The organism is Armatimonas sp. (assembly GCF_031410135.1).
Taxonomy (GTDB): Bacteria; Armatimonadota; Armatimonadia; order Armatimonadales; family Armatimonadaceae; genus Armatimonas.
Genome location: NZ_JANNYP010000681.1, coordinates 1 through 16,387, shown reverse-complemented (window position 1 = coordinate 16,387; position 16,387 = coordinate 1). Strand labels below are relative to the sequence as shown.

Below are 16,387 nucleotides of genomic sequence, written 5' to 3'. Positions count from 1 at the left end.
GCCAGAAAGCGCTGCTGGGTTCGCTGGATCGCATTGCTCGCGTCGCGCACCTCCAGCTCGATATTGCGCTGCATCAGCTCCGCTTCTCGCGTGAGCTTCTGCTCTTTCTGGAAAGCCTCTTCCCGGCGGCCCTTGGCATCGTTTTGGTAGAGGGGAATCGAGGCGGCAATACCAAACTTGTAGTTTAATCCCACACTTTTGTTGCCAAAATCTGCCCCAGGAGAGAAGACCAGATCCACAGCGGGCTTGAGATCGTTCTGAGCGAGCTTGCCCTCTAGGCGAATGCTCTCTGTTTGTAAGGCGATGAGCTTCAGCTCAGGCCGTAGCTCTTGGGCACGCTGGAGCGCGGTTGCCACCACACTCTCGGCCAGAAGTTCTGGAGAGCTGAGGGGCTCCGGGGAGAGCTTGAAGAGATCCACCCCATCCCAGGCGAACTTGGCGAGCTTAAAAGTCGCTTTATCCAGATCACGCTGTGCCTTGATAAAGCTCGCTCGTCGCCGCTCGACCTCCGCCTCGGCCTCCGTGATAATGATCCGAGCCTGTGCGCCCACGGCCAGCTCTTTTTTCAGACCCGTAGCGCGAAAAATCCCCACATCGAGAAGCTTCTGGGCGATCTGGAGTTTCTGCACGGCCCCCGACCACTCGAAGTAGGCCAGCGAGACCTCCAGGAGCGTGTTTTGCCGCAGCCCTACCACACTGAGCGTCGCTGCGGGCTCTGCCAGGCGTGCCTGGGTGAGTGCGACAAGCTTATCGTTGATCCCCCCGCCGCGTCCCAAGGGGAGCTTGCCATAGAGAAAGTAGTTGCCCTCGTTGCCCGTGGCGGAGTTGGGCGACTTCACCCCGCCCGCGTTCCAGTCGCGGCCCGCCGCCAGCTTCAGACCGTAGGGCGTTGCGACCTCAACCCCGATCTCATTGTTGGCACCCGCCGAGGCTTTTCCCCGCGTCGAGGCGCTGTTGTAGCGCAGAGCCTCGGTTCCTACGGTGATCTGAGGGTCAAATGCGCCCTGCTTGGCCTGACGCTTCGCCGAGACCGCACGGCGCTCCGCCTCCGCCCCAATCAGCTTGGGAAAGCGTTGTTCAACTTGGGCGAGAAAACCCTCCAGAGACAGGATGGTAGGTTGCTGGGAAATCACGATAGCAAAAGGCATTGCGTATAATATACGACAATAACTTCGCATTAGTTCCTGATTTTGTGGGTCGGTGATAAAATAAAGACATGGGAAAGCTTCGGGTTGTCCTGGAGATGATCAAGATTGAGCACACGCTCTTTGCCTTACCGTTTGCCTTGATGGGAGCATTGCTGGCGGCGCGAGGCCTGCCTGATATGCGGACACTCTTCTGGATTCTCGTAGCGATGGTTGGGGCACGCTCGGCGGCGATGGCCTTTAACCGCCTTGTAGACCGAGACTACGATGCGAAGAACCCACGTACCGCGAGCCGGGCCATTCCTGCGGGGCTGGTTTCCGTGGGGTTTGTGCGAGGCTTTACCGTGGTGACCGCACTTCTGCTCGTTCTGGCAGCCTGGCAGCTCAACCCGCTGGCGCTGGCGCTCTCACCGCTTGCGCTCGGGATCGTCTTTCTCTACTCCTACACCAAGCGCTTCACCCACTGGTGCCATGCCTTTCTGGGGCTCGCACTGGCCATTGCACCGGTGGGTGCCTGGGTGGCGGTGGCGGGGAATCTTACACTGGTGCCCCTCACTCTCGGAGCCGCTGTGGTCTGCTGGCTGGTAGGCTTTGACACGATCTACGCCTTGCAAGACGCGGACTTCGATAAAAACGCAGGGCTACACTCACTCCCGGTTCGCTTTGGGGCAAAGACGGCTCTATGGATCGGGCGGGCTAGCCATGCACTGATGATTGTCCTCTTGGTTCTGTTGGGAAAGCTGGCAGGGTTGCACGGCTGGTACTTTACCGGAGTAGGACTGGCCGCCGCGCTGATCACCACCGAACACGCACTGATCTCTCCAAGCGACCTCAAGCGGTTCAATATTGCCTTCTTCAATGTCAATATCGCGGTCTCCTGTGGGCTCTTGCTCTTCACCGCCCTTGATCTCATGGTAAGATAGGGGGCATGATTTCCCCCTGCTGTTTGGAGGTTCACTAGCCGTGGCCTCACACAAGTCTGCCTCTATTCCGATCCCCGACGAAAACGTCGTTGTCCTTGATTTCGGGGCACAGTACACCCAGCTGATCGCCCGCCGCGTGCGAGAGTGCAAGGTCTACTGTGAGATTCTTCCTTGCGAGACGCCTCTTGCGGAGATTGCCAAGCGAAAGCCCATCGGGATTATCTTCTCGGGGGGGCCTGCGAGCTGCTACGAGCCAGGCGCTCCCGAAGTGGACATGGCCATCTACGATCTTGGGATTCCGATCTTAGGGATCTGTTACGGCATGCAGCTCATGAGCCGTCAGCTGGGCGGAAAAGTGCGTGCGGGAACGCAGCGAGAGTACGGCAAGACGGCGCTCGATGTCACGGACAACACCGATCTGTTTCTGGGCCTGAACCGGGAGCTGATCTGCTGGATGAGCCACGGCGACACGGTCGAAGCGCCACCGCCGGGCTTTAAGATCACCGCCATGACGGCCTCGACTCCCGTGGCCGCAATGGCAGACACCGCTCGCAAGTTTTTTGCTGTGCAGTTTCACCCGGAAGTCGTGCACACGCCGTGGGGCACGGAGATTATTCGCAACTTCTTGTACCAGTTTTGTTCTGCCAAGGGTGAGTGGACCATGGCCTCGTTTGTGCGCGAAGCCACCGAGGCGATCCGTCAGCAAGTCGGGGATAAGAAAGTGGTCTGCGGGCTCTCCGGCGGCGTAGACTCCGTTGTCGCTGCCGCGCTTGTCCACCGCGCGATTGGCGATCAGCTCACGTGTATCTTTGTGAACACGGGCATGATGCGCAAGGACGAAGGCACCCAAGTTCGTGAGAACTTTGCCCGGACATTCAATATCAACCTCGTCTATGCCGATGAAAAATCGCGCTTTTTAGACAAGCTCAAAGGGGTGATTGATCCTGAGCAGAAGCGCAAGATTATTGGCAATGAGTTTGTGGCCGTTTTTGATGAAGTGGCGCAGACCATTGAGGGCGCAGAGTTTTTAGCGCAAGGCACGCTCTACCCTGATGTGATTGAGTCGGGAAGTGGCAAGGCGCACACAATCAAAACCCATCACAATGTCGGGGGCCTGCCGGAGTACATGAAACTCAAGCTGGTCGAGCCGCTGCGTTACTTGTTCAAAGACGAAGTCCGTAAAGTCGGCGAGGAGCTTGGCGTCCCTAGCGAGATGGTCTGGCGACAGCCGTTCCCTGGCCCTGGTCTTGGTATCCGCGTGCTGGGCGAGGTCACCCGCGAGAAGATCGATATTCTGCGCGAGGCCGATGCCATCGTAGTGGACGAGATCAAGAAAGCGGGTCTCTACCGACGCGTCTGGCAGAGCTTCGCCGTGCTTCCCGACACCAAGTCCGTGGGCGTTATGGGCGACAAGCGTACCTACGAGTACCCCATTGTCCTGCGTGCCGTGAGCAGTGAAGACGCCATGACCGCCGACTGGGCACGCCTGCCCTACGAGCTTCTGGAGAAAATCTCCAGCCGTATTGTCGGAGAAGTCTCAGGCGTCAATCGCGTCGTCTACGATATCACCAGCAAGCCCCCCGGAACCATTGAGTGGGAGTAATATCGGTGAGGTAAATCAACTCATGAGTGCTCTACATCCCGACCCAACACAGCTTCTTAAAGACTGGCTGGATCAGCCCGAAGTCAAGGCAAAGTTTCAGGCCGTCTCCGATCGAGCTATGGCGGCGGTCTGGGAAGATACTCAACTCCGTGTTCCACGCACTACTGAAGAAAAAACAGATGAGTTCACTTTGTGGTTAGCGGGACATCGTGAGCGTTATCTGGAGTTTTTACATCAGGAGTTTGAAAAAGAGTTTCCTGGTATTGGAAAGCATCTAGAAGATCCTTATGATCTGTGGCGTATGGTAGTTCAGGGCGTTTGGAATATGATAGCGACGGAATTAGTCTGCTATGCCATCCGTGGAATTGCTTTTAGCTGGGTACGAGATCGCTATGTTGAGACGATTTATCCTGGAGTTCCTGATTTTCGTGAAGGTATTTGGGACGTACCCCTCCTTCAAAAAACTGAGCTGGGTTCTGAGCCAATAGGCAATTTCACTTTCGATGGAAGTGGTAATTTTCTAGTAGTAGAAGCAACTATCTCCCCACGAGAGCCTCGTCAGCGCTTGCCACACCTCGCATCCCGTCGTATGGTGGCATGATCGCAAACTTCCCCTGCCGTCGGCAACGTGGTAATTTTGACTGTTTGTTGGCGGCTGTCGGCGCTGTTCTTGAGTGGCAAGGAACGGCTAGTTCTGCTACAGAGCTTGCACGATGGTGTGGGGCACAACCAGGAGGTTGCTACTGGGATGATGCCGTTGATGGATTGGCCGAGGCGGGCTTTGAACTTCACGAGCTCCTAGAGATCTCAGAGGTTATTAGCTTCGTTGAGGATGCCTCAGAGCCATTTCCTGTTGTTTTAGCCGTTATTCTTGACCCACGGCAGCTTCAATCCGGCTCTGATCATGCCGTTGTTGTTGTCGGAGTCTCCGAAGAGATTGTCTCTTTTATGGATCCCGTCACGGGCGATATTCGTCAGCTTTCTGAAGGGCAGTTCTGGCAGGCGTGGGACTTTGCAGGCAAGAAAGCATTTGCGATCCTGGGATAATACGATGGCACAACAACGTCACTATCCCGTTTTGCTGGAATGGGGTCCACAAGGAGCCCGCCGCGCCGCCGAACGCCGTGACGCCGTCTTCATAATTGATGTTCTCAGCTTCTCCACGGCCTCCGTCACTGCCTGTAGTTATTACGGACGAGTGTTTGTTGCTAGCAACGAAACTGAATTTCAGGTGCTACAACAACAATCTAGCTACCGCTTTCAGACGTTTAACCTATTTCATTTTGTGTATAACTCTGGCTTGCGTAGGCATGTCCATGGTGCGGAAGATCGTGAGCTAGATGATCAAGACGCGTTTGTTATGCCCCGGAATATTGGATCACTTTGTACTAAAATTGCTGCCCATGCTTACGCTGCTGCTATTGTAAATGCTAAGGCATGTGCAGATTTGATCGTTGATTTTATTCAGCAAGATATAGATCATATTGGTGGAGTTACATTACTCATGTGTGGTGATTTTTATCCTGCCATCGCTCATCCGTATTTTACTCCTGATTATGTTTTTTTCGTTGAGGATCAGCTTGGGGCAGGGGCAATTCTGTCCTATCTGCCTGACAATATCTCGCTCACTGCTGATGGTCTTGCTGCAAAAGCTGTTTTTGAATCAGCACGAGGCGATCTTAAAAATTGGATTTTCAAAGCTATAGGGCCTCGTGCAGACAAAGAGCAAGAGTGTCTAGAGCATTCGATCTCTCTCGATCTTTATGATTTTGTTTCATTTTTAAGCGAGGGCTGTTATTGGGACACGCCTGATGTTGTTCTGGATAGAGTTGCTAAGGAGCGATCTCTATGAGCACCCCTCGAATTGGAATCATTATTGTGTGCTACAACGGGGTAGTGGATACGCGGGAGTGTCTGGAATCTCTGCGGAATCTGACCTACCCCAAGTTTTTTACCGTAGTGGTGGACAACGCGAGCAGCGACAATACGGCAGAAGTGGTGCGCTCTGAGTTTCCTGAGGTGACATTGATTGTCAGTCCGCAGAACACAGGCTTTACGGGAGGAAACCAGACCGGGGTGCGTGTGGCGTTTGATCAAGGCGCGGAGTTTATTTTTCTCCTCAACCCCGATACGATTGTTGTGCCCGATCTGCTGGAGTGCCTGATGAAGACCTGGGAAGCGCAACCCAATCTGGGCGCACTTGGGCCGCTGATGCTACTCTACGATGAACCCGAAATCGTCTGGTCTGCGGGTGGTGAGCTGGATGCACGGGGACAAGTCAGGCACCTGCTTCAAGGAGAGCCCGCTCCAACGAACATGGTCTACCAGCCCTGCAAGTTCGTCTCGGGCTGTGGGCTACTTTTCTCCCGCGCGATCTTTGAGCAGGTCGGCTTCTTTGATGAGCGCTTCTTTTTATACTACGAAGAATCCGATCTCTGTGCGCGTATCCGCAAGGCGGGCTATGAGATTGGAACGGCGTTTCAGGCCCGGCTCTGGCATAAAGTGAGCCGCGTGACGGGAAAAGACTCCCCACTGACGCTGTACTACATGCGCCGAAATCAGCTTCTTTACCTCCAAAAACACGGAACCCGTGCGGGGCAGTTGGCGGGCTTACTAGATACCTTCCGTCTGCTCGTGGTCTGGACTCTCAAACGAAACCCAAAGCGCACTGTTCTTCTAAGAGCCCTACGTGACTTCCAGGCGGGCCGCTTCGGACGCGCTGACGGGATATAATGAGCCGTGCCTCGGCTTCATCTCTTTCATACCAATGATTTTCACGGCAGGCTCACCGATGAGAAAGCGGCGAAACTAAAGGCCGAAGTTGCGCGGCTCTCGGCAGGTGAGCCGTTTGTTCTTCTTGATGCGGGGGATGCTATCTCTGCGGGGAACCTGGGATTTAACCCACTGGGCGAGCCGATTCTGAGCCGCATGAGCGCACTGGGCTACGACGCGATGACGATGGGCAACCGTGAGACCCACCCGAGCCTCGCTGTCGTTCGTACCAAGCTGAGTAAAGCTACTTTTCCGATTCTCTGCGCCAATGGCTATGCCAAGAACACGGCTGGGAACGTCCCGTTTGTGCCGTTCGTATTGCGAGAGAGTGGTGGCCGAAAAATTGGTATCTTTGGGGTGACCGTGCCGATGGCGACGCCTCAGAAAATAGACGCGGCGCTCTGGGATAATCTTTTTGCCCCGCCAATAGAAACTGCCAAACACGTCGCCGCCGAGCTGCGGCCTCAGTGCGATTTGCTAATTGCACTCACGCACATCGGGATTGCCCAGGATCGGAAGCTTGCCGAAGCCGTCCCAGAGCTGGACTTGCTCATCGGAGGGCACACGCATGTGGTGCTGGAGCAGCTGGAGATTGTCAATGGAGTGCCGATTGTTCAGGCGGGGAGCCACGCACGCTATCTCGGTCATGTTATTTTTGAAGACGGAAATGTCACAGGAGCCTTGCATTCTTTATGAGCCGACGCTATGTCGAGACAACTCTGACCTGTTGTGTCTGTGGAACCCGCGCCGCCGTGGCGTGGCGACGGGCAGGTGACCATATCCTCGGAGGGCCGCGTGAGTTCCATGCGGTGCAGTGTGCTCGCTGTAGTACCGTGCGCCTTGATCCGCGCCCCGCGCCCGAGGAGATGAATAAGCACTACACACCGCTGACCTACGCCCGCGCCGAAGACGAGGCGGGCAGTGGGCTCGCCGAGCGCCTCGACGAGTACAACCGCCGTATGGTCGAGCGCACGCTGGCTGCCGTCTCCGATGACACACCACGCCGTGCTCTGGATGTTGGCTGTGGCGATGGCCGTTTTCTGGCACAGCTCGCCGAGCGCGGCTGGACGGTCGAGGGGCTGGAGACCGACCCCGTCGCCGCTGAGCTCGCCCGCAAGCGCACGGGCGGCACGATCCATGAAGCACCGCTTGAGGAAATTACGCTCCCTCAGAATGCCTTTGGGCTCGTCTCCATTCTCCATGTCCTAGAGCATGTCCCTGAGCCACGCGAGACGCTCACTGCCGCCTGGAACGCGCTTGCGCCGGGGGGGATCCTTCTCATTGCCGTTCCCAATGTCAACTGCCTGGAGGCGCGGCTTTTCCGCTCCTGCTGGTACCCGCTGGATCTGCCGCGTCACTACTGGGGCTTTGCCCCGCGCACACTCACGCGTCTGACCGAGGAGTGTGGCTTTCAGGTGCAGCGTATCCGCCACTTCCCGTTTCTGTTCGGTATCCAGAGTGTCCGCTACGGCTTCAAGGCTCTCTCTGGGAAACCTATTGGCGAGGAAGAGGGGAGCGCTGGGCCACGACGAGAAGGGGGCAAGCTCCGCACACAAGCCTTTCTCTCGCTATTGACAGCCTCCGAGCGCATCGGCCACGAGCTGCCCGGTGAGGTAATGGAACTCCTGGCGGTCAAGCCATGATCGGCATTTTATTTATTGTTTTGCTGGCGGCGCTGGCGTTTGGGATCGGGGCATTTTTTTTGCGTCGCTTGCCCACGCAGAGCCTGCTGGAGAGAGCTGCCTTTGCAATTCCTCTGGGAATGGGCGTTATTTCTTACACGATTCTAGCGCTAGGGCTGCTGAAGCAGGCCAAGATGCTCCCGCTGACAATAGGGGTTTTACTGGTTGGCTTGCCGCTGGCATTTCTAGGTTATCGGAGCCTGCCCAAGCGTGAGAAAACCGAGGAGCAGTCCGCAGGTGTGCTTGGAATTGCGGTCGCGCTGATGCTGGGGCTCTGCGGACTGATCACGCTGGTAGGAGCGCTCAACCCTCCAGGAGTGCTGGAGTGGGACTCGCTCTCGTATCACTTGGCGGCCCCGAAGCGCTACTTGCAAGAGGGGCGTATCTACTACATCCCCGATGATCACCACAGTAACTTCCCCTTCACGCTCAACATGCTCTATCTCTGGATGCTCTCGCTGGGCTCCGTGAGTGGGGCTAAGCTCTGCCACTGGCTCTGTGGGGCGCTCCTCACTCTGGCGGTCTACACCTGCGGCGCACGGCACTTCAATAAGACTGTCGGGCAGGTGGCTGCGGTGATCGTCGCCACGACACCGATGTTGCTCTGGGAGTCCACCACCGCCTATATCGACCTGGCACTGGCACTCTTCTCGTTTCTAAGCTTTTACGCGGTTCTGAATGCACATGAGCAGCCGCGCTGGCTGGTAATCTCCGCCGTGCTAATGGGTCTGGCGCTGGGCACCAAGTCTACCGCGCTGGCCTTCTGGGCGATGGGAGTGCTGGGGCTCTTGGCAATGCGCCTTCCGTTTCGCCTCGCTCTTGTCTGGGCAGGCATTGCGCTGGCGATTGGCCTGCCCTGGTACTTGAAGACCTTTCTCTATACCGGCGACCCGGTATATCCCTTTGGCTGGAAGCTCTTTCACGGGCGCTACTGGAGCGACGCAGCGGCGCTGGGCTATGCGAAAGATCAGGCGGCGTTTGGGCTGGGTAAAGATCCGCTGCACTTGCTCTTGGCTCCCTGGAACGTGACCATGGAAGCGAGCGTAATTCCAGCAGGCCGCTCGTGGGTCTTTACCGAGTATGTGATCTTTGGGCTCTCGCCGGTCTACCTCGCGATTGGTATCGCGCTGCCACTGCTGGTCAAGACGTGGGATAAGAAAGCAGTCGCGTGCTTGCTCTGGGGCCTTGGCATCTCGGCGACTTGGTTCTTCATGATGCAGCAGACCCGCTACCTCGTGCCCGCACTGCCCGCCTTTGCGCTGGTCTGCGCTTGGGGGCTGCTACAGGCGGGAAAACTCGCCCGCGTGGCAGGGGGGATCTTGGTAGCACTCTCGGCGCTCTGGGGAACCTATCTTGCTCTGACACAGCTTCTGCCTGTGGCACCTCTCAAGGCGCTTGAGGCAGCGGAGACCTGGATCAATGTCAATGCTCCCAAAGATGCTAAAGTGGCGCTCTTCGATGAAACCCGGGGGTTCTGGCTAGATCGCCCCTATGTCTGGGCACAGCCCAATCATGCGCCGGGTTTATTGCCTTACAAAACCTATGAAAACACCGATGCATTTCTGGCGGACTTCAAGCGCCGTGGCTATACCTACTTGTTGATCAACACTGAAAACTCTCCCAAAGACAGCTCGGAAGATGCTGAGTGGGGCCGTTGGCGTCCGCTCTTGCAAGAGGCGGTTGAGTCTGGAAAGGTAGAGACAGAACTAACGCTTACCATGCGACGGGATGATAAGGTTTTCTATATCATTGTCTATCGGATCCCGTAACAAAAAATCGCCCCGCGACTTGGGGAAACCCAAGTCGCGGAGCGATTTTATAGCTAGATGCTCTTAGACGCCGATTTCAATCGGCGGCATTATTTGGCGCTCAGAACCGCATCGTGCTTCTTAGCGATCTCGTCGAGTGCGTCCTTGGCAGGCTTCGCACCGGAGTAGGCCGCAAAGAGTTCTTCCTGACAGGCTTTGAGCAGCTCGCTGTACTTGGGCGAGTTGTCGAAGTCTTTGAGGAACGGGACGGACTTGGCAAAAGTCTCGTTGTAGGGATTGGCCTTCTTGAACTCGTCGGTCGCGGAGACTTTCTTGTTGGCGGTGAGGCCACCGAGCGCAACCCACTTCTTCTGGGTGTCCTCTTTCGAGAACCACGCCATGAACTTCTTGGCATCGTCTGTGTTCTTGGAGTAGCTAGAGAGCGAGAGCCCCTGGCCACCCAGAGAGACAAACTGACCGGCAGGGCCCTTGGGCACCATGAAGTAGCCAGTCTGATCGGCGAACTTGTTCTTGGCCTTGTCTACCAGTGCAGGCATGAACGCAAACCAGTTCTCCGCCATCGCGACGGTTCCTTCCTGGAAGGCTGTGTTGCACTCACTGAAGTAGAAGTTCTCGCCGCCGGGGGGACAGAACTTCTTTAGGCCCGCATAGAACTCCAGCGCCTTGAGGGCCTCGGGGCTGTTGATCGCGCCCGTCGCTTTGCCGTCTTTGGTGTAGGCTCCGCCAAAGCTCCAGAGAACCTGATCAAAGCCCATCGTCGCGCCGTCGTACTCCTTGGAGTAGAACAGAGCGCAACCGAACTTGCCGTCTTTGGTGAAGAACTCCGCGACTTTCTGGAAATCGTCCCAGGTCTCGGGCACCGCAAGATCCTTGGCGTACTTGGCCTTGAACGCATCTTTGTTCTTCTGGTCCTCGAAGAGGTCTTTTCGGTAGGCAAAGCCAATCGCATCGGCCATACAGGGGATGGCGTAGAGCTTGCTCTCGTACTCGCCGTAGTTCTTGATTGCAGCTTCTTCGTTATCGGCCTTGGGGAAGTTGGCAGGGTCATTCGTCCACTCGGTCAGATCCATATAGTGCCCGCCGGTTGCCGCGTTGCCCAGCCACTGTGAGTCGCCCACGACCATGTCAAACTCGGCAGACTTACCCGTCCAGGCCGCATTGATCTTGGTCTCAAAGTCCGACCAGGGAATCTGGTTGACCTCCACTTTGATCCCCGTCTCTTTGGTGAACTCTTCGGTTAGCTTCTGTAGATTATCAGCAGGATCCCACTTGGCCCAAGCAATCACCAGTTTCTTATCACCACCAGATGTGGTGTTTGTCGGGGCCTCGCCGCCGGTCTTCTCCCCACCGCCGCTGGGGCAGCCGGTGAGAGTGAGTAGGGGCAGGGTCGCAAACAGTGCGGTCAAAACGCCGCGTCGTGTCATTCGCATCATTGTCCTCCAAAAAAAAGTATACCCACCCCACGCAGTGCGCGGGGTGGGTTTTTGTCTATCCCGTGATCTTACGGGTTTTGGGATCGAAGTTCATGGCCTTACCCAGCCGCTGGCTCATTTCGGCCAGCGAGATAATGGTCTGAACCTTCATGGCCAGGTCGAGATTGGCGTTGCAGTTCATCGGGTTGTTTGTCCGAATCGAGTCCAGCCAGTTCTTCTGGTGATCCGGAATATTCTCCGTGCGGGCGTAGCGTGCCAGGTCGGCGGCACTGGTGTCAATCTTCTCGCCCTCGATCTCCTCGGTCCAGGGGCGCTCAGGGCGAACTTCGACGCCATTACCAAAGTAGATCGTCGCCTTTTCGCCGCGGAACATGTCCTCAAGCCCTTGCTCGTTGACCGTGGAGCCCACAAAGAGCATGGACCAGCCCGACGGGAACTCGGCGATAATCTGCGACGTATCGGCGACTTCGCGGTCTTTGTTCTGAACGCCATGCGTGCCAATTGAGATCACGCGTGTCGGGTACTCCGGGTTGCCAGAAGCAATCAGGAACGGGTGCAGGCGGTGGGGCGCAAGGTCGCTTAAGATACCCGAGGAGTAGTCCCAGTACTTGCGGTAGCGGCGGAACAGTGCGCCACTGTCGGCACGCTCGGGCTGGATGTTTTGCTCGGCGGGGCCGGTAAAGTTCCAGGGGCGCTTGGGAGCACAACCAAGCCAGAGATCCCAGTCAAAGGTCTCAGGAGAGATCTCTTTCTCGATCTTATAGTTCCACTCACCGTAGCGGTTGTTACGGGTGTAGGAGCTCTGTCCCATCACCAGCTTACCTAGCTTGCCCTCACGGATCGCCTTGGCGGTGGCGTGCCAGCGGACATCGCTACAGCCTTGCGAGCCCACTTGGTAGACACGCTTGGTTGCCTTGGCCACATCGTAGACCTGGAAGGCTTCATCGAGATAGCGGGTCATGGGCTTCTCAGAGTAGATGTGCTTGCCCGCTTGCATGGCATGAACCGCGATCTGCCCGTGCCAGTGCTCGGGCGTTGCGATCACGATGGCGTCTATATCGCTTCGCTCTAAGAGCTTACGGTAGTCGCGCTCGGCCTGAACCGCCTTACCGCCATTCTTGCCCTTGATGTAGTCCACGCCACGGGTGTTGTAGAGGTCGAAGGCATCCGAGACCGCCACGGGAGCGACATTCCACTCCTGCATCTTGTCGGCGTAGGAGCGCAGGTGGGCGTTGTAGCCCTGTGTGCCCACTCCGACAAAACCAATGGTGATGCGGTCGTTGGCCCCAATGGCCCGGCCTGTCGCCAGCTTTGTCCCCATGGGGTACTTAGCGGAGGTCATGGCCTTGACATCAACAGCCTGCACGGGAATCTGCATCTTACCCGCCGTCTTTGCGCCTGCTACGGGAGGAGCGGGCTTTGCAGGGGTGGCCTTGGTTGCCTGGCTAGCCACGGCACTATCGGCGACAAGTGCCCCTGTTGCGACTGTGGTAGCCACTTTAAGAAAATCGCGCCGAGAGCTCTCGGCATCTGTCCGTTTTTCGTCCATGATGAGTTCTTTCGCCTAAAGAGCGAACATTTCCTTTGAAAAAGTGATTTTGTTTCCGGTGAGCGCCGCTTCGTTAGCCTTGATTCCTACGACCGTTGCGGCAAAGCCTGCCTCAGCAGTAGCGTACATCTTGACTTCCTCACCGGGTGGGGTAGCATCTGTCGTCCCTGTCGGCTTGCCAATGCGGATGGAGTTTAGGAAGGTCTCACAGGCATAGCGATTCGGAGATTGCTTTGCCGTTTGCTGTGCGACTTTAGCAGGCTCTAGTCCCTGCGCTAGAGCCTTGGAGGCATTCGCAACCAGCATGATGCCCGACTCATCTCCGACCTGCTCACGCCGAGCGTAGACTTCCCAGCCCAGAGCTTTGGTATCGGACTCTTTAAACATCCAGCCACGCTGACCACGGAGAAGAACCGTGGCGTCTGATCCCTGGAAGAGCTCGAAGTTACCGCCAAAGTTGCTGCCGAATGTGGCATCGTAGGTGAGGTGGACGCCGCCAGGATACTCTAGGATACAAGTCAGGCTTGTGGGGAAGTCGCCGCCTGTGCTAAAGCCACTGGCTGAGAGCGGGTACGACTTCAGGTACCAACTGGCACTATCAATCTGGTGCATCCCAACCTCGCCGATAATGCCATTGGCCCGGCTTTTATCCACGCGCCAGTTGAGGTCACTCTCGCGCTCTGGGGTAGACGCACCACGCTTCCAGCCCGTTACCGACTTCAGGTTCCACTGCGCGGAACAGCGTGCCACCGTGCCAACAACCCCGAGCTCCATGAATTTTTTGACATGGTGGTGCTGAGGATTTGTCCGGTTTTGGATGCCTGCCTGGAAGATCTGCTTACTGTTCTTTCCTGCGAGGGCGATTTCTTTAGCATCGGCAATGGTGTGTGCCAGAGGTGCCTCACAGAAGACATGCTTTCCTGCGGCGATGGCATCTAAGACGATCTGTTTGTGCAGATGAGTGGGGGTTGCGACAAAGACTCCCTGAACTGTTTTGTCCTCCAATACTTTCTTGTAGTCGGTGACAAACGTGGCTTTGGGAGCGTTCTCCATCGCTTTTTTCTGAAAGAGCGGCGAGGAGTAGGAGTCGCAGACGTACTTAACAATAGCACCATCAAGATAGGAGAGAGACTTAATGATCTCTTTGCCATGATCGCCTGTTCCGATCACAGCCACTGTTACTGGAGTGGGGTCAATGTTGGGCTTGACTTGGTAGTCCAGTTCCAGCTCTTCGGCATGGCCCATGCTCTTGCTGCCCAGGAGCATTCCCAGGGCCAGAGCGGAGCCCCGCCCTAGCAAATCGCGTCGTGTTACATCACTCATAATGTGCTTTCTTCCCGTAGGTTCGTAATCTTCGTGCCGGTTTTCACGGCCTCGTTGGCTCGAATCGCAACAACAGTAGCAGCAAAGCCTGCCTCCGCTGTGGCGTACATCGGATATTTTTCGTTTGGATACTTGTCTTTTGGCAAGGAGGCACTGGTGCGTCCGGTTGGCTGGCCCTCACGAATGGAGTTTAGGAAACCCTCGCATGCAAAGTACAACGGCGTATGGCGCGGATTGGTGTCTATATTTTTTGATGGCTCCAGCCCCTCGGACAGAAGCTTAGAGGCATTGGCGACCAGTATGTAGGCGACATCATCGCCTAACTGCTCGCGCTTATTATAGACCTCCCAGCCGATAACTCTGGGATCTTCTTTAATCATCCACCCACGTGTACCCCGGATCAGAATGCTGGAATATTCCCCGCAGAGCAACTCGTAGCCGCCGCCGAAACTGCTGCCAAGGGTGGCGTTGTAGGTGAGCCGAATCCCTTTGGGAAACTCAACGATAGCGGTGACGCTTTTCTCGTTGCCAAAGCCTGTCACCGAAACTGGAGACTCTTTGAGGAGCCAGCTGATGGTGTCCATTGCGTGAATGCCTACCTCACCCAACAAGCCGTTGGACTGATTCGGATCAAGCCGCCAGTTGATGGCTGTTTCGCGCTCCGGTGTTGGGGCAGTGCGCCTCCAGCTTGCTTTCTTATTCCAGCCCGCCTCTGCCCGTGCGACATTGCCCACCATGCCAATGTCCATGAAATGCTGGACATGGCGGTGCTGGGGATTGCTACGGTTGTGCAACCCCACTTGAAAGATCTGCTTGCTGCTCTTGCCTGCGGTTGCGATCTCTCTTGCTTCTTCAACGGTGTGTGCTAGAGGTGCCTCGCAGAAGACATGCTTTCCTGCGGCGACGGCATCTAAGACGATCTGTTTGTGCAGATGAGTTGGTGTTGCCACAAAAATTCCCTGAACTGTTTTGTCCTCCAATACTTTCTTGTAGTCGGTGACAAACGTGGCTTTGGGAGCGTTCTCCAGCGCTTTTTTCTGAAAGAGTGGCGAGGTGTAGGAGTCGCAGACGGACTTCACCGAAGCATCGGGAAGCAGGCTGAGCGCGGCAAGGATCTCTTTGCCACGCTCGCCTGCACCGATAACTGCCAGTGAAATCGTTTCGTTCATTACTTCTTTAGAACAGCCGGAGTCGCATCTGGTTTCGGGAGTTTTGCACTGCCTTTAGCTTCTTTCAGCGACCAGAGGATTCCTCCGAGTACGTGCTCCTGGTACCAGGGCTTCTGCCAGACATCTACTCGGTGGCCCAGCGATGTGTAGAAGACGCGACCCTTGCCGTACTCTTTGACCCAGGAGAGGGGGTAGTAGCCGGGCGCTTTGGTGTTGGGGTGCTTGTCCATCCCGATCAGCGCATGGGTCTTGGCCCAGTTGTAGCTTTTGTAGATGTAGATCTCATCAAAGACTTTGAAAGATTGTTTATTGAATGGCTTGGTAGCTGCATGGTTGTCGTCTTCGAGCAAGCCTTCGACCTCTACCTGTGGCCCATGAGTCTGGAACTCCCCGCCGATCATCTCGATATAGCCGGGAAAGTTATGGAGCGTGTCCGCGGCAGCATGGGCTCCACAGAAGCCTTTACCACTCTTAATCCAGGCGAGAAAGCCCTCTTTGTCGGGCAGGGGCAGATCGCCCGTCGTGGAGGCGAAGAAAACACCATCGTAGTTCTTGAGGCCCTCGACGGTCATTTTCTGTGCCATCTCTTCATCGGTGCGCACGTAGTCAACCTCGAACTTGCCGCTTTTAGCGCCTAGCTCGGCGATGATTTTCTCGGCCACAGGGATCGAGTCGGCGTGGCGGAAGCCCTTGGTCACAGTGACCACGAGCAGCTTCTTTTTGGCGCGTTGGGCCATGCTAAGGCCTGTGGTAGCGAGAAAAGCGCCTCCGAGAGTGAGAGTGGCAAGCGTGCCTAGGAGAAATAAGCGTCGGTGCAAGTGGGGCATGGTAGTCCTTTCGGTGCTGATAAAAGACGCGCAAAGCTGCGCCAACGTTCAGTATAGCGCAAAAAAGGCGTATCGGGAACCTCCCCGATACGCCTTTTAGAACTTAAAGTGGAGCTAAGGGGATTCGAACCCCTGACCTCTACAATGCGAATGTAGCGCTCTCCCAGCTGAGCCATAGCCCACTACAACTTG

The 16,387-nt window shown here is 56.3% G+C and carries 15 protein-coding genes and 1 tRNA gene; 9 read left to right on the top strand and 7 right to left on the bottom strand.

Annotated elements, in window-relative coordinates:
* Positions 1 to 1,148, bottom strand: a 1,148-nt coding sequence (locus tag RMO15_RS24875; protein ID WP_309718989.1) for a TolC family protein, incomplete at its 3' end; no start/stop codon positions are given.
* A gap of 68 nt (positions 1,149 to 1,216) precedes the next feature.
* On the opposite strand from RMO15_RS24875, the gene RMO15_RS24870 reads away from it, so the two are divergent.
* The 9 genes from RMO15_RS24870 to RMO15_RS24830 are packed head-to-tail and all read left to right on the top strand — an operon-like array spanning position 1,217 to position 9,894.
* A complete protein-coding gene (locus RMO15_RS24870) occupies positions 1,217 to 2,068 on the top strand; it encodes a UbiA-like polyprenyltransferase (protein WP_309718986.1) in 852 nt (283 codons plus the stop codon).
* A gap of 40 nt (positions 2,069 to 2,108) precedes the next feature.
* A complete protein-coding gene (gene guaA, locus RMO15_RS24865; RefSeq protein ID WP_309718983.1) occupies positions 2,109 to 3,671 on the top strand; it encodes a glutamine-hydrolyzing GMP synthase in 1,563 nt (520 codons plus the stop codon).
* 22 nt (positions 3,672 to 3,693) lie between these two features.
* A complete protein-coding gene (locus tag RMO15_RS24860; RefSeq protein ID WP_309718980.1) occupies positions 3,694 to 4,272 on the top strand; it encodes a hypothetical protein in 579 nt (192 codons plus the stop codon).
* Complete coding sequence (locus tag RMO15_RS24855) at positions 4,269 to 4,718, top strand: cysteine peptidase family C39 domain-containing protein (RefSeq protein ID WP_309718977.1); 450 nt, start codon at positions 4,269 to 4,271, stop codon at positions 4,716 to 4,718. The genes RMO15_RS24860 and RMO15_RS24855 overlap by 4 nt, the downstream gene beginning before the upstream one ends.
* Positions 4,719 to 4,722: 4 nt before the next feature.
* A complete protein-coding gene (locus RMO15_RS24850; RefSeq protein WP_309718974.1) occupies positions 4,723 to 5,523 on the top strand; it encodes a hypothetical protein in 801 nt (266 codons plus the stop codon).
* Complete coding sequence (locus tag RMO15_RS24845) at positions 5,520 to 6,404, top strand: glycosyltransferase family 2 protein (protein ID WP_309718972.1); 885 nt, start codon at positions 5,520 to 5,522, stop codon at positions 6,402 to 6,404. Before RMO15_RS24850 ends, RMO15_RS24845 begins: the two co-directional genes overlap by 4 nt.
* 6 nt (positions 6,405 to 6,410) lie before the next feature.
* A complete protein-coding gene (locus RMO15_RS24840; protein ID WP_309718969.1) occupies positions 6,411 to 7,139 on the top strand; it encodes a metallophosphatase in 729 nt (242 codons plus the stop codon).
* A complete protein-coding gene (locus RMO15_RS24835; protein ID WP_309718964.1) occupies positions 7,136 to 8,086 on the top strand; it encodes a class I SAM-dependent methyltransferase in 951 nt (316 codons plus the stop codon). Before RMO15_RS24840 ends, RMO15_RS24835 begins: the two co-directional genes overlap by 4 nt.
* Positions 8,083 to 9,894 (top strand): glycosyltransferase family 39 protein, encoded by a 1,812-nt coding sequence (locus RMO15_RS24830; RefSeq protein WP_309718962.1) that lies wholly within the window; start codon positions 8,083 to 8,085, stop codon positions 9,892 to 9,894. Before RMO15_RS24835 ends, RMO15_RS24830 begins: the two co-directional genes overlap by 4 nt.
* 89 nt (positions 9,895 to 9,983) lie before the next feature.
* Here RMO15_RS24830 and RMO15_RS24825 read toward each other — a convergent pair whose 3' ends face one another.
* From RMO15_RS24825 to RMO15_RS24800, 6 genes are all read right to left on the bottom strand, one after another.
* The gene (locus tag RMO15_RS24825) at positions 9,984 to 11,318 is read right to left on the bottom strand and encodes a sugar ABC transporter substrate-binding protein (RefSeq protein WP_309718959.1); all 1,335 of its coding nucleotides are present in this window, start codon (positions 11,316 to 11,318) and stop codon (positions 9,984 to 9,986) included.
* Between the two features lie 64 nt (positions 11,319 to 11,382).
* Positions 11,383 to 12,876 carry a Gfo/Idh/MocA family oxidoreductase gene (locus tag RMO15_RS24820; RefSeq protein ID WP_309718956.1) on the bottom strand — a complete coding sequence of 498 codons (1,494 nt, stop codon included), beginning with the start codon at positions 12,874 to 12,876 and terminating at the stop codon, positions 11,383 to 11,385.
* A gap of 15 nt (positions 12,877 to 12,891) precedes the next feature.
* Positions 12,892 to 14,199, bottom strand: a complete 1,308-nt coding sequence (locus RMO15_RS24815) for a Gfo/Idh/MocA family oxidoreductase (protein WP_309718953.1) — start codon at positions 14,197 to 14,199, stop codon at positions 12,892 to 12,894.
* Positions 14,196 to 15,368 carry a Gfo/Idh/MocA family oxidoreductase gene (locus RMO15_RS24810; protein WP_309718950.1) on the bottom strand — a complete coding sequence of 391 codons (1,173 nt, stop codon included), beginning with the start codon at positions 15,366 to 15,368 and terminating at the stop codon, positions 14,196 to 14,198. Before RMO15_RS24810 ends, RMO15_RS24815 begins: the two co-directional genes overlap by 4 nt.
* Positions 15,368 to 16,195, bottom strand: coding sequence for a ThuA domain-containing protein (locus tag RMO15_RS24805; RefSeq protein ID WP_309718948.1), 828 nt, complete (start codon positions 16,193 to 16,195; stop codon positions 15,368 to 15,370). The genes RMO15_RS24810 and RMO15_RS24805 overlap by 1 nt, the downstream gene beginning before the upstream one ends.
* Positions 16,196 to 16,304: 109 nt before the next feature.
* Positions 16,305 to 16,376 (bottom strand) — tRNA-Ala (locus RMO15_RS24800).
* Between the last annotated feature and the right edge of the window lie 11 nt (positions 16,377 to 16,387).

Coding starts and splice junctions, on each gene's coding strand:
- RMO15_RS24870 (WP_309718986.1), top strand. CDS start 1,217: ATGGGAAAGCTTCGGGTTGTCCTGGAGATGATCAAGATTGAGCACACG.
- RMO15_RS24860 (WP_309718980.1), top strand. CDS start 3,694: ATGAGTGCTCTACATCCCGACCCAACACAGCTTCTTAAAGACTGGCTG.
- RMO15_RS24855 (WP_309718977.1), top strand. CDS start 4,269: ATGATCGCAAACTTCCCCTGCCGTCGGCAACGTGGTAATTTTGACTGT.
- RMO15_RS24850 (WP_309718974.1), top strand. CDS start 4,723: ATGGCACAACAACGTCACTATCCCGTTTTGCTGGAATGGGGTCCACAA.
- RMO15_RS24845 (WP_309718972.1), top strand. CDS start 5,520: ATGAGCACCCCTCGAATTGGAATCATTATTGTGTGCTACAACGGGGTA.
- RMO15_RS24835 (WP_309718964.1), top strand. CDS start 7,136: ATGAGCCGACGCTATGTCGAGACAACTCTGACCTGTTGTGTCTGTGGA.
- RMO15_RS24830 (WP_309718962.1), top strand. CDS start 8,083: ATGATCGGCATTTTATTTATTGTTTTGCTGGCGGCGCTGGCGTTTGGG.
- RMO15_RS24825 (WP_309718959.1), bottom strand. CDS start 11,318: ATGACACGACGCGGCGTTTTGACCGCACTGTTTGCGACCCTGCCCCTA.
- RMO15_RS24820 (WP_309718956.1), bottom strand. CDS start 12,876: ATGGACGAAAAACGGACAGATGCCGAGAGCTCTCGGCGCGATTTTCTT.
- RMO15_RS24815 (WP_309718953.1), bottom strand. CDS start 14,199: ATGAGTGATGTAACACGACGCGATTTGCTAGGGCGGGGCTCCGCTCTG.
- RMO15_RS24810 (WP_309718950.1), bottom strand. CDS start 15,368: ATGAACGAAACGATTTCACTGGCAGTTATCGGTGCAGGCGAGCGTGGC.
- RMO15_RS24805 (WP_309718948.1), bottom strand. CDS start 16,195: ATGCCCCACTTGCACCGACGCTTATTTCTCCTAGGCACGCTTGCCACT.